We start from the raw sequence: 12,934 nt of genomic DNA, 5'->3' as shown, positions 1-12,934 counted from the left end.
CTGACAATTACCCCGCCCGCCCCTTCCTCAACATCACATCCAGCTGATCCACCACCTCCGCCCAATCCGCATCATCAAGAATCTCGTCCCGCAGGAAATCCGCCTGGCTCTTGGTCCAGAAAAACGCATCGCACAGGTGCAGTTCGGGTTTGAGCGGGGAATGGGCGGCGATGAACTGGTCGATGCTGACCGGGTCGTTGGGCAGGCCGAGTTGTTTGAACAGGGATGGGAGGCTGTGTGTTGGATTTTCCATTGTTCTACTCCTTCGAAGAATTTCAGTGGATAAAAACATTTCGCGAGCAAGCCACATTCCCACAGATTCATTGCAGAACCTGTGGGAGCGAGCCTGCTCGCGATGGGCGTCGGCACAGACGCTGAAAAAAACTACTGACTCAACTCCCGCACTTGGGCATGCGGCACCATTTTCAGGAACTCGGGCATGCTCATGTGCAGCAGGTTGTTGTGGTTGCCGGCCTCCAGGTAAATATCTTTTTGCCGGGTCACCAGCGGGTCGATGACCATGTCCAGGCCATAGGAATCGCCCAGCGGCGGCACCGCGCCGCGTTCGCAATCATCGAACAGGTGCGCCAGGGTGCTTTCGCGGGTGATCTGCCACTCGCCGCTGGTGCGCACTTTGCTCAGGTCCAGATGGCGGCTGGCAGGCAGCACGGCCATCAGATAATGCCCGTGGTGGTCGTCGAGGATCACCGATTTGGCCACCCGCTCCGCCGGAATCCCCGAAACCCGCGCCGTTTCCAGGCTGCTGCTCGAGTGCGGATGGGAGACGACGTCGTATTGGCATTGCGCCCGGGTCAGGCTGCTTTGCACTTTTCTTGCCATACGCATGATGCACCTCGGTGCCCGCCGGACGCTGCGCGGCGAGCGATGATGAACGTTGTTCCTGTTCTGGAAAGTCTAGTCGGGCAAGCCGCGAATGAAGGTAAATCCGCCCACTGGCGACGCTGGAACTGATCAGAATTCCTCCGACCGCAGGCTCAACTAGACTGATAAGAGAACCCCATGACTCTCCCGGAGGGTCACGTGAACATCCGTCGCTGTGCGTTTGTCCTGTTGATGCTGCTGAGCGGATCATCCCTGGCCGCGGACATCCCGTTGCACGCCATCGATCCCATCGGCCTGTGGCTGATCACCCTGGGCATCGTGTTCCTGATCGCCGAAGCCGCGCTGCCCAATTACGGCGTGATCGGTTTGGGCGGCATCGTCATGTTCGTGATCGGCGCGCTGATCCTCAGTAACGCCGAGCTGCCGGTGCCGATGATGATCGGCCTCGGGCTGGTCAGCGCACTGCTGCTGATCGCGTTGCTGGTTCGTGCCCTGAAGACCCGGCCGCGACACCCGGTCAGCGGCGACGCCGGCCTGGTTGGCAGCGTGACGGCCGTGACCGTCGTGGAGTCGCCGGACACCCGCAATGGCTGGGTGCAATTGCAAGGAGAACGCTGGCAAGTGTCGAGTGCCACGCCGCTGCACGCCGGGCAACCGGTGCGGGTGGTCGGGCGCAAGGGCTTGTTGCTGCAAGTGGCCGCGGCTGACGCGGCACCGCTCGGAGAGTGATCATGGGTCTGCAAATCGGTTTTGTCGCGCTGCTGCTGTTGCTCATTGCCCTGGCCGGCTCGACGTTCCGCATCCTGCGTGAATACGAACGCGGCGTGGTGTTCCAGCTCGGGCGTTTCTGGCAGGTCAAGGGGCCGGGGCTGATCCTGCTGATTCCGGTGGTGCAGCAAATGGTCCGGGTTGATCTGCGTACCATTGTCCTCGACGTACCGCCGCAGGACGTGATCACCCGCGACAACGTCTCGGTCAAGGTCAACGCGGTCCTGTATTTCCGGGTGCTCGATCCGCAGAAAGCGATCATCCAGGTCGAAGACTTCCTGGTGGCCACCAGCCAACTGGCCCAGACCACCCTGCGCGCGGTACTCGGCAAGCATGAACTGGACGAACTGCTGGCCGAGCGCGAACAGTTGAACATCGACATCCAGCAAGTGCTCGACGCCCAGACCGATGCCTGGGGCATCAAGGTCGCGAACGTCGAGATCAAACACGTCGACCTCAACGAATCGATGGTCCGCGCCATTGCCAGACAGGCCGAAGCCGAGCGGGAGCGGCGAGCCAAGGTGATCCATGCCGAAGGCGAATTGCAGGCTTCGGAAAAACTCATGCAGGCCGCCGAAATGCTTGGTCGCCAGCCCGGCGCCATGCAATTGCGCTACATGCAGACCCTGAGTTCGATTGCCGGCGACAAGAGTTCGACCATCGTCTTCCCGTTGCCGATCGAATTGCTCAAGGGGATGGCGGATCTGTCGGCCAAGTCGTGATCGCGCGCAAACGCTCCAGCGCTTCGTAAGGTGCTCGCGCGCACCGTTCTACTCGCGCCTGCAACAGTGGAGAGGCTTCGCGGCGTTTGCTTTCGCCATCGGCGACAAACGCTTGTGACGGCTGTTTCGCATGCTGCGCAGAAGCGGTCAGCGCCTGTTCACATTGCTCAGCACTCAGCTGAAAAAACCTCGCCAGCCGTCCTGTCATCGCCTCGGGCAACTCGCTGTAATTGACCGTCAGCCCGCCGAAATCAGCGCAGTGCAAGCGCGCCGCCTCCAGCAGACGTCCGAGCCTGCGGGCGATGAAATCTTCGCGCCCCTCGAATGGCAGGTCGTCGTCCAGTACGCACTCGCCAAGCAGGCCGGGCACCATGTGCATACCCGGGCGACGCAGATGTGAAACGGCGATTTCCAGCGGATCGCGATAGACAAACAGCCACGGCGTGTCGGGAAAGCACTCATGCAGCAACGGCCATTCGCCGATGTTCCAGGCGTCGAGCTTGATCACCAGCCGCTGCTCCATCCCTCGCCGGCACTGGCCGTAGGCCGAGAGCAACCCGGCGATGGCCGCACGGCGTTCGACGGCCGGCAGATCACTGCGCAACAAGTTATCGAGGGGTGGCGGTTCCGAGATCACGATGTGATCGTCGAGGCGGGCGAGCATCTGGCTGATCAGCGTCGATCCGCAACGCGAGGCATGCAGGATGAAGGCGCTCGGCGCCAGGCCGGGGCTGAACGCCTGCCAATCCGTGAGCGCCGACAACGGGGTTTGTCTTCGGAACGCCTGATTGAACGGCAACTGCAGTGCCTGCTCCACCGCTTCGCGAAAAAACGGCTGGTGCAACGGCGTGTTGCCAAACCAGCACCAGTCCACCTGCCATTGACCGGCACTTTTCCAGATGCGGATCGGCAGCCAGCCGTCGAAATTCAGGCTCGCCATTGTTCGTTCCACGACCGGCGGCCGTTGCGCATCGCCGCGTGCAGTTCTTCCCGGGAGAATGACAAGCCACGCTCGGCGGCCAGCGCCAGGGTCTGGCTGATGAACGCTTCGGGATCGCGCAACGCCTGCAGGGTCGCCGACAACGCGGGATCCACGACCAGCAGACGCTGAAACCGCTGCAATGCCGAATCTTCGGCATCAGGTTGCGGCGTACTCGGCAAACCCTCGGCAATCATCTGCTCCAGCCAGGCGCCGGGGCGACAGTCGAGGACCAGATGAATGCGTGCCGTGCTGTCGCGATTGTCGACCCGATGCGGTCGCGCAAGATCTAGAAACCAGCACTCGCCTGCCTCCATCGGCATGCGCAATCCATCGAGCCAGAAATCCACGGCGGGCGGGCTGAGCAATGGAATGTGCAGCCGAAGATCGGCGGCCGGTCCGTGGAGATCGTAATCACGATGCTCATGAATCTGCCCGCCGGACCCGAGTCGCAGCAGTCGCGCACTGACGATCTCCAGCGGCAGATCCTGCAGCGCCTGCTGCCAGCGGCGGTCATTCAACCAGGGGCGGCGCGGCACCGGTTCGGCGGCACCGGGTGACAACTCGGTCAAGGCATCGGCAGCGGAAATCAGCGCCACACCGCTCCAGTCACCGGTGAAATACGCGGTGTTGAAATGGCCGCGCCAGTCTCCGTCCTCGATCGCCGCCAACGCCTGCAACAGCAACGGCAGATCCACCGTGACCGGCAGGCGTGAATACGCCGGCCGGTTCATCGATCACTTAGCCACGGCACGGGGTGCCGGCACCGAAATATCCCCCGACGCCCACGCCGCTTCGCGGTTGGCCAGCGCCGTGGCGATCGACTGCACTTCGGTCGACTGCACCTGATCCGGCAGCGGATCGAGCCCGGCACTGGCGAAGATCTGGCCATAGGCATTGCGCAGATCGGCGTAGGACAGGTCACGGCGCAAGTCGGCCTGCAGGTTGTTCAGTTCGCCCTGGATCAGATCCAGTTCGCCGATGCCCGCCGCCTGATGGCGGTTGCGCAGTTGACCGACGATTTGCCCGTCGATGTCCGACAGTTGCTGGTTGGTCTTGAACTGACGCAGCGCCTCCTGATAGTTGGCGTTGGCCACGTACAACTGCGCCAGTACCGCAATCGACATTGCCTGACGGCGTGCGGTGGCGACTTCTTCGCCGGCCTTGGCCACGTCGATGGCCGCCGGGGCGGAGATCACGTTGAACAGGTTCCAGGTCACTTTCACGCCATAGTCGGCCCAGCGGTCGTTCACCAGGAACGAGTTGCTGTCGTAGTGGCCGCCGGCGGAAAACTCCAGGCCTGGCAGCATGCGCAGCATGGCCTTGCGGGTTTCGGCGGCGCTGATCCGGGTCTGGTAATCCTGCTCGCGCAGTTCCGGGCGGCTGGTCAGGGCTTCCTGTTCCAGTTTGGCGATATCGACCTTGAGTTCCGGGATCTGATAACCGTCGTCAGTGGCCAGCGTCAGGTTGGTGCCCATCGGCAGATTGATCAGGGTCGCCAGCTCGGTCTTCGCCAGTGACAGCGCGCGGCGCTGCTCTTCCAGTTGCCGGGTGGCTTCGATCAGCGAACGCTGGTAGCCGAGGGACTGCACCGGATCGCCGATGCGCTGTTCGCTCATGCTTTCACTGTTGCGCCGGGCAGCGTCGACCCGCGCCATCAGGCTGTCGATCTGCTTGAGCAGACGTTCGGCCGCCATCGCCCGCCAATAGGCCGAGCGCACGTCCTGAACGATGGTGTTGATCACCTTGCGCCGACGTTCCTGAACGATCAGACGCTGGTCGCCCTGTTGTTTGGCGTTGATGTAACTGACACCGAAATCGAGAACGTTCCAGACCATGGTCAGGTCGGCGACGTTGCGGTCGCGGTCCTGGGAGGTCGACGGTTCCAGGGACTGGGTGCCAGTGCGTACGCTCTGGCTGCTGGAGGCACTGACGTTGTTGCGCCCGACGTAGCCGGCGTCCAGCGCCATGCGCGGCAGCATGTCGAAACTGGCGAGGTCGAGCTGCCGCTTGGCCAGCGCCTCCTCCATGATCTTCAGGCGCCCTTCGAGGTTGTATTTCACCGCGCGAGCCATGGCCTGGTGCAGGGTCAGCGGACCGCGCAACGGTTCCTGGCCCTTGTACATGGTTTGCAGGTCAGATTTGGCCCGTTGTTCGCTGACACTGCGTTCGATCGGTTCACTGGTGACTGCACATCCGCTGATCGCCAGCGCCAGCAGGCTGGCGCCGAACAGTTTCTGACTTTTCTTCATCCCTGGATCGCCCCTAGGTCCCGCACATATTGAGTTGTTGTGTGTTGTCAGGCCGGCATTTCGCTGATGCCGACCTGTTGCAGAGCCGCCGCCAGGTTGTCCACCCGGTGCTGCTCGCTGTCCTTGATCTCTTGCAGTTGCTGGCCCAGGGTCGGCGCGCCGAATACGCCGCGCAGGCCTTGGGACACGTCACCACCCCGGATCGAGTGGCTGTCGAAAGCGTTCAGTGAGTCCCGCTCGGCGGCACTGTCCTGATTGAACAGGCTCGACAGCGTGCTGATGCCGAACACCCCGCCATCACCCCCACCGAAACCGAGGAAGCCGTGGCCGGAACCATCACCGCCGCTGTCGCTGCTGGTGAACACCTGGGCAATGAAACTCGGGCTCAACGCACCGTGGTTGATGAAAATGTCGCCCAGCGGACGGATGCCATTGCCGATCACCCGCTGCTCGAACAGCGGCGGGAAGGTCAGCGGTGAACCGAGATCGCCGGTGGGTGGCGCAAAGATGACCGGTTGCAGCGGCACATCGGGCAGCGGCGGCGCAACGACCGGAACGTCGATACGGAACTCCGGATCGGGCGATACCACTACCAACGGTGAAGTCGGTGTCACTGGAGGTACAGACACCGGCACCGTATTGACCACATAGTTGCCGGACTGACTGATCCCGCTGCCACTGTTGCCCGACAGATCGCTGACCCCGGCACTGTTGACGCTGATCGCATTGCTGGCGCTGTTAACGTTGGCGTTCGGCGTCAGGGTTGCGGTCCAGGTCTTGCCGCCGTCGCTGCTGCTCAGGTTGGACAGGGTGCCGTTGGCCACGCTGAGGTCCGACAGGTCGAAACCGGTCACCGCTTCGTTGAAGGTGATGATCACTTGCGAGGTCTGACCGACGCCCAGGTTCGGATTGGCGACCACCACCGTGGCAGTCGGCCGCTCACTGTCGAGGGCGTAGTTGTTCGACACCGCCACCGTGCTGCCGGCGTTGCCCGCCAGGTCGGTTACGTTGCTGGTGTCCAGGGCAATGAAGTTGCTCGGGTCGGTGACATTCGCGGTCGGCGTGAAGGTTGCGGTCCAGGTCTTGCCGCCATCGCTGCTGCTCAGGTTGCTCAGGTCACCGTTGGTCACGCTCAGGTCCGACAGGTCGAAATTGCTCACTGCCTCGCTGAAGGTGAAAGTCACCGTGGTGGTCTGGCCGATGCCCAGGTGCGGGTTGGCGACCACGATGTTCACCGTCGGCCGGGTCGCATCGAGGATGTAGTTGTTGGAGATGGCAATACTCGCCCCGGCGTTGCCGGCCAGATCCTGAACGCCGGCGGTGTCGAGGACGATCAGGTTGGTCGCGTCGTTGACGCCGGCTGTCGGTGTCAGGGTCGCGGTCCAGGTGATGCCGCCATCGCTGCTGGTCAGGTTCGACAGCGCACCGTTGGCGACGCTGATGTCCGATAGATCGAACCCGCTCACCGCTTCGCTGAAGGTGATGGTCACGGTGGTGGTTTCACCGATGCCCAGTCGATTGTCGGCGACCACGATGGTGGCGGTTGGCAGCGCGGTGTCGATGGCGAAGTTGTTGGAGTCGGTGGTACCCACGCCACTGTTGCCCGACTGGTTGGCCACCCCGGCGTTGTTCAGGGTGATCAGGTTGGTGGCGTCGGTGACATTGGTAGTCGGGATGAACGTCGCGGTCCAGGTGATACCGCCGTCACCACTGCTGACGTTAGTCAGCGTGCCGTTGGCGATGGTCAGGTCACTGTTGTCGAAACCGCTCACCGCTTCGCTGAAGGTGATGGTCACCAGCGAGGTTTCCCCGGCCCGGATCGACGTGTCGGCAACCACGATGGTGGCGGTCGGCACCTGGGTATGGATCTGATAGTTGGCCGAGCTGGTGGTGCCGGTGCCGGTGTTGCCGGCCAGGTCGGTGATCCCGGTGTTGTTCAGGACAATCAGGTTGGTGAGGTCGGTGATGCCGATATTCGGCGTGAACGTGGCCGTCCAGGTGATGCCGCCGTCGCTCGACGAGACATTGCTCAGGGTGCCGTTGGCGACACTCAGGTCGGAATTGTCGAATCCGGTCACGGCTTCGCTGAAGGTGATGGTCACCAGCGAAGTTTCTCCGGGACGCAGGTCACTGTCGGTCATGACAATGGTCGCCGTCGGCCGCTGACTGTCGACGGCATAGTTGTTGGAATCGGTGGTGCCACTGCCAGCGTTGCCCGCCAGGTCGGCAATGCCGGTGTTGTCCAGGGTGATGACGTTGGTGGTGTCGGTGATCCCGGCCGCCGGAGTAAACGTGGCGGTCCAGGTGATGCCGCCATCGCTGCTGCTCACTGCGCTCAACGTGCCGTTGGCGATGGTCAGGTCGGCGTTGGTGAAACCGGTCACCGCTTCGCTGAAGGTAATGGTCACCAGTGAGGTCTGGCCGACGCCCAGTGCCGTGTCGGCAACCACGATGGTGGCGGTCGGACGTTGAGTGTCGATCGAGTAATTGTTCGAATCGGTGGTGCCGCTGCCGGCGTTGCCCGACAGGTTCTGAACGCCGCTGTTGTCCAGAGTGATCAGGTTGGTCGCATCGGTAATGTTGCTGGTCGGCGTGAACGTCGCTGTCCAGGTGATACCGCCGTCGCTGCTGCTCACCGCCGTCAGGGTGCCGTTGGCGATGGTCAGGTCGGCGTTGGTGAAACCGGTGACCGCTTCGCTGAAGGTGATGGTCACCAGCGAAGTTTCGCCAATCCTCAAACTGGGGTCGGACACGATGATGGTCGCGGTCGGCAGCACGGTGTCGATGGTGTAGTTGGCCGAACTGGTGGTGCCGCTGCCGGTATTGCCGGCCAGGTCGGCGATGCCGGTGTTGTTCAGGACAATCAGGTTGGTGGCGTCGTTGATGCCCACGTTCGGCGTGAACGTCGCTGTCCAGGTAATACCGCCGTCGCTGGACGAGACATTGCTCAGGGTGCCGTTGGCGACGCTCAGGTCGGAATTGTCGAATCCGGTCACGGCCTCACTGAAGGTAATGGTGACCAGCGAGGTTTCTCCAGCACTCAGGCTGCTGTCGGAGAGCACGATGGTGGCGGTCGGACGCTGACTGTCGACGGCATAGTTGTTGGAATCGGTGGTGCCGCTGCCAGCGTTGCCCGCCAGGTCGGCGATGCCGGTGTTGTTCAGGGTGATGACGTTGGTGGTGTCGGTGATCCCTGCCGCCGGAGTCAGCGTGGCGGTCCAGGTGATGCCGCCATCGCTGCTGCTCACTGCGCTCAGCGTACCGTTGGCGATGATCAGGTCGGCGTTGGTGAAACCGGTCACCGCTTCGCTGAAGGTGATGGTCACCAGTGAGGTCTGGCCGACGCCAAGTGCCGTGTCGGCGACCACGATGGTGGCGGTCGGACGCTGAGTGTCGATCGAGTAATTGTTCGAATCGGTGGTGCCGATACCGGCGTTGCCCGACAGGTTTTGAACCCCGGAGTTGTCCAGCGTGATCAGGTTGGTCGCATCGGTAATGTTGCTGGTCGGCGTGAACGTTGCCGTCCAGGTGATACCGCCGTCGCTGCTGCTGACCGCGCTCAACGTGCCGTTGGCGATGGTCAGGTCGGCGTTGGTGAAACCGGTGACCGCTTCGCTGAAGGTGATGGTCACCAGCGAAGTTTCGCCAATCCTCAAACTGGGGTCGGACACGATGATGGTTGCGGTCGGCACCACAGTGTCGATGGTGTAGTTGTTGGAATTGGTCGTGCCGCTGCCGGCATTGCCGGCCAGGTCGGTGATGCCGGTGTTGGCCAGTGTGATCAGGTTGGTCGCGTCGTTGACGCCCACGTTCGGTGTGAACGTTGCTGTCCAGGTGATGCCGCCGTCGCTGCTGCTCACCGCCGTCAGGGTGCCGTTGGCAACCACAATGTCGGCGTTGCTGAAGCCGGTCACCGCTTCACTGAAGGTGAAGGTCACCAGCGTCGTTTCGCCGGCCGTGAGGGTGCTGTCGGCAACCACGATGGTGGCCGTCGGACGCTGGGTGTCGATGGCGTAGTTGCCGGAATCCACAGTGCCGCTGCCGGCGTTGCCGGACAGATCCGAGACGCCGGTCTGGTCCAGGGTGATGACGTTGGTGGCATCGGTGATGTTGCTGGTCGGCGTGAACGTCGCCGTCCAGGTGATACCGCCGTCGCTGCTGCTCACCGCGCTCAACGTGCCGTTGGCAATCGTCAGGTCGGCGTTGGTGAAACCGGTCACTGCTTCGCTGAAGGTGATGGTCACAACCGAGGTTTCGCCGATTTTCAGCGCGTTATCGGACAAGACAATGGTCGCGGTCGGGCGCTGGGTGTCGATGGCGTAATTGTTCGAATCGGTGGTGCCGACACCGGCGTTGCCGTTCAGGTCAGCGATGCCGGTATTGTTCAGGGTGATCAGGTTGGTCGCGTCAGTAATGCTCGCGGTCGGCGTGAACGTCGCCGTCCAGGTGATGCCGCCGTCGCTGCTGCTCACCGCGCTCAACGTGCCATTGGCGATGGTCAGGTCGGCATTGGTGAAACCGGTCACCGCTTCGCTGAAGGTGATGGTCACCAGCGAGGTTTCGCCGATTTTCAGGTTGTTGTCGGCCACCACGATGGTCGCGGTCGGCCGCGCGGTGTCGATGGCGTAGTTGTTGGAGTTGGTGGTGCCGCTGCCGGCGTTACCGGCCAGATCGACGACCCCGGTGTTGTCCAGGGTGACCAGGTTGGTGGTGTCGGTGATGTTGTTGGTCGGCGTGAGTGTGGCGGTCCAGGTGATGCCGCCGTCGCTGCTGCTCAGGCCGGTCAGGGTGCCGTTGGCCACCGTCAGGTCGGCGGTGGTGAAGCCGCTGACCGCTTCGCTGAAGGTAATGGTCACCAGCGAGGTTTCGCCCGCCGCCAGATTGCTGTCGGCCACGACAATGGTCGCGGTCGGCCGCACGGTATCGATCACGTAGTTGGGCGAATCCGTGGTGCCGCTGCCGGCGTTGCCGGCCAGGTCGGCGATGCCGGTGTTGTCCAGGGAGATCAGGTTGGTGGTGTCGGTGATGCTCGCAGTCGGGGTGAACGTCCCGGTCCAGGTGATGCCGCCGTCGCTGCTGCTGACTGCGCTCAGCGTGCCGTTGGCGATGGTCAGGTCAGCGTTGGTGAAGCCGGTCACCGCTTCGCTGAACGTGAAGGTCACCAGCGAGGTATCACCGATCTTCAACGCCGTATCGGACATCACGATGGTCACGGTCGGCCGTGCGGTATCGATCGCGTAGTTGACGGAACTGGTCGTGCCGACACCCGCCACGCCGTCGCTGATCGCGGTCACCCCGGTGTTGTCGAGGGTGATCAGGTTGGTGGCGTCGGTGATGTTGTTGGTCGGCGTGAAGGTCGCGGTCCAGGTCAGGCCGCCATCGCTGCTGCTCACCGATGTCAGCGTGCCGTTGGCGATGGTCAGGTCGGCGTTGGTGAAGCCGGTGACTGCGCGGCTGAAGGTGATGGTCACCAGCGAGGTTTCGCCGATTTTCAGCGCGGTATCGGACATGACGATGGTGGCGGTCGGCGGTTCCACATAAGCGGTGTTGAGGGTGCCGCCGTTGTTGTAGATCGCCGCGAAGGCCAAGGGTACAGAGCCCGTCACGCCGCCGCCCAGTTCTGAGCCACCGGAGCCGCTGCCCGCCGCGTTACCGCTGATGGCGCTGAAGTTGGAGGCCGTGATCAGTACCGTGCCGCCCTGGTTCCAGATCGCGCCGACACCCCGCCCGCCGTCGCCGCCATTGAGGTTGTTGCTGCCCTGGCCACTGCCGCCGCCACCACCGCCGCCCGCGCCGATGTTGTTGCTGATGACCGAGGTGCCGACGATTTTCAGGGTGCCGGTGGAGGCGTTGTAAATGCCGCCGGCCGCGTTGCCGCCCACGCCGCCGACCTTGTCCCAGCCGGAGCCGCCACCGCCGCCGCCAATGGAAATCGTGCCATTGTTCGCGGTGCCGCCATTGCCGCCGTTACTGTAATAGGACACGCCGACACCGCCGGCGCCGCCGATGGTGGAACCGCCTCGACCGCCCATGTGCGTCGCATCGTAGCCACCGCCGTAGCCGCCGACACCGCCGCTGCCGGCCTGGCCGCCCAGCGTACCGGTGCCCGGCCCGGCGGTACCGCCATGACCACCACCCTGACCGCCGAGGCCACCGCCACCGCCACCACCGCCGCCGTAGTTGGCACCGGTGACACCCCCGCCGCCGCCACCACCCGCCGCCGCGTTGCCGGTGACCGAGACGTTGTTCAGTGTGAGGATGCCGGCGTTGAAAATCCCGCCGCCCATGGCCCCCGTCGCGCCGTAGCCGCCATTGCCGCCGTTGCCCGAGACCAGGCCCCGGGTAATCACCAGACCGTCGAGGGTCACGGTGCTGCCGGTAGTGATTTCCACCACCCGGGTCTTGTACTGGCCGTCGAGGGTGACGTCGGCGACGCCATCGTTGTTCAGGTCGCCATCGACCGTGATGTTCTTGTTGATCAGCAATTCCGAGGTGAGCTGCACCGTCATGCCGGTGCTGAAGGTCACGATGTCGCCGTTCTGCGCCGACGCCAGCGCCGCCCGCAGCGAGCCGACCCCGGTGTTCGCGTTGTTGGTAGCGGTCCAGGTGGCGAGGCCCCACTGGTACTCGCTCATCGACAGGGCCGACAGCACGTTGGCGCTCTCGATCTTGCCGGTGGCGATTTCCAGATCCCAGTCGCCGCCCACGCCGGTACGGTTGTTCGACGCCGCCACGTCGCGGCCGGTCAGTTGCGCCAGCGAGTCGACGAAGCTCAGGCCACGGTCACCCTCGGCGGTGTAGCAGCCGTAAATGAGGATGTCGCCACCGACGTTCATGTCCTTGCCGATCTCCGCCAGCACCGCGCTGCGCTGTGCGACGTTGTCCGCCGACAAATAGCTGTTGCCGAGCCACAGGTCACCGGCGTTGCCGTGGGCGATGATTTCCACGGTGCTGATGCCCTGATGCTGATCGAGGTAATCGGCGATTTGCTGCAAGCCGTCCTTGTTCGCATCGAGCTTGACCACTTGCGTGCCGGGGGCGACGCCTTTGAGCAGGCTGTCGGCATCCTTGACCCGGGCATCAACGAACACCACAGCCTGGCCCGGCACCGCCACAGGGCTGGCAGCCGGCGTGGCATCGGCCTGGCCGTGGGTGTCCTTGCTCGCCACCGGATGATCGGCGGTCGGCGCCTTGGCCGCATCGGCGGTGGGATGGCTGTCGGGCTGGGCCGCAGCGGTATCGGCCACGGTGGCCGCGACAGCGCCGTCGAACAGCATGCGCGGTTCCAGCGACATGATCAGCGGCGCAGCCAGCGTCCGTTGGCCCTCGGTTACCCGCGACTTTTGCTTGCTCCACCACATGTTGCTCAC

8 protein-coding genes are annotated in these 12,934 nt (G+C 63.5%); 2 read left to right on the top strand and 6 right to left on the bottom strand.

From position 1 onward, the window contains the following. Window positions 1-7: 7 nt before the first annotated feature. On the bottom strand, window positions 8-253 hold the full coding sequence (locus tag R1A29_RS00235; protein ID WP_065257452.1) for a DUF2789 domain-containing protein: 246 nt from the start codon (window positions 251-253) through the stop codon (window positions 8-10). A 131-nt stretch (window positions 254-384) separates the two neighbouring features. Then, entirely contained in the window at window positions 385-846 is a 462-nt protein-coding gene (locus R1A29_RS00230; protein WP_085712631.1) for an aminoacyl-tRNA deacylase, read from the bottom strand. 174 nt (window positions 847-1,020) lie between these two features. Between R1A29_RS00230 and R1A29_RS00225 the strand changes: the two genes are divergently transcribed. After that, window positions 1,021-1,572 carry an NfeD family protein gene (locus R1A29_RS00225; protein ID WP_265812710.1) on the top strand — a complete coding sequence of 184 codons (552 nt, stop codon included), beginning with the start codon at window positions 1,021-1,023 and terminating at the stop codon, window positions 1,570-1,572. A gap of 2 nt (window positions 1,573-1,574) precedes the next feature. Beyond that, window positions 1,575-2,333 (top strand): slipin family protein, encoded by a 759-nt coding sequence (locus R1A29_RS00220; protein WP_114880952.1) that lies wholly within the window; start codon window positions 1,575-1,577, stop codon window positions 2,331-2,333. Here R1A29_RS00220 and R1A29_RS00215 read toward each other — a convergent pair. From R1A29_RS00215 to R1A29_RS00200, 4 genes are read right to left on the bottom strand one after another with little or no spacing between them, the layout of a single operon-like run. After that, complete coding sequence (locus R1A29_RS00215; RefSeq protein ID WP_438300321.1) at window positions 2,299-3,273, bottom strand: sulfotransferase family protein; 975 nt, start codon at window positions 3,271-3,273, stop codon at window positions 2,299-2,301. The genes R1A29_RS00220 and R1A29_RS00215 overlap by 35 nt on opposite strands. Continuing rightward, window positions 3,261-4,046 carry an aspartyl/asparaginyl beta-hydroxylase domain-containing protein gene (locus tag R1A29_RS00210; protein ID WP_438300320.1) on the bottom strand — a complete coding sequence of 262 codons (786 nt, stop codon included), beginning with the start codon at window positions 4,044-4,046 and terminating at the stop codon, window positions 3,261-3,263. The genes R1A29_RS00215 and R1A29_RS00210 overlap by 13 nt, the downstream gene beginning before the upstream one ends. A gap of 3 nt (window positions 4,047-4,049) precedes the next feature. Further along, a complete protein-coding gene (locus R1A29_RS00205; RefSeq protein ID WP_438300319.1) occupies window positions 4,050-5,564 on the bottom strand; it encodes a TolC family protein in 1,515 nt (504 codons plus the stop codon). Window positions 5,565-5,611: 47 nt separating this feature from the next. Then, complete coding sequence (locus R1A29_RS00200; RefSeq protein ID WP_438300318.1) at window positions 5,612-12,925, bottom strand: Ig-like domain-containing protein; 7,314 nt, start codon at window positions 12,923-12,925, stop codon at window positions 5,612-5,614. Window positions 12,926-12,934 lie beyond the last annotated feature (9 nt).

The sequence above is a fragment of the Pseudomonas sp. NMS19W genome (genome assembly GCF_051554255.1).
GTDB classification, from domain to species: Bacteria; Pseudomonadota; Gammaproteobacteria; order Pseudomonadales; family Pseudomonadaceae; genus Aquipseudomonas; species Aquipseudomonas kribbensis.
The sequence above is the reverse complement of the archived record's forward strand: the minus strand, read 5'-3'. Positions and strand labels throughout refer to the sequence as shown.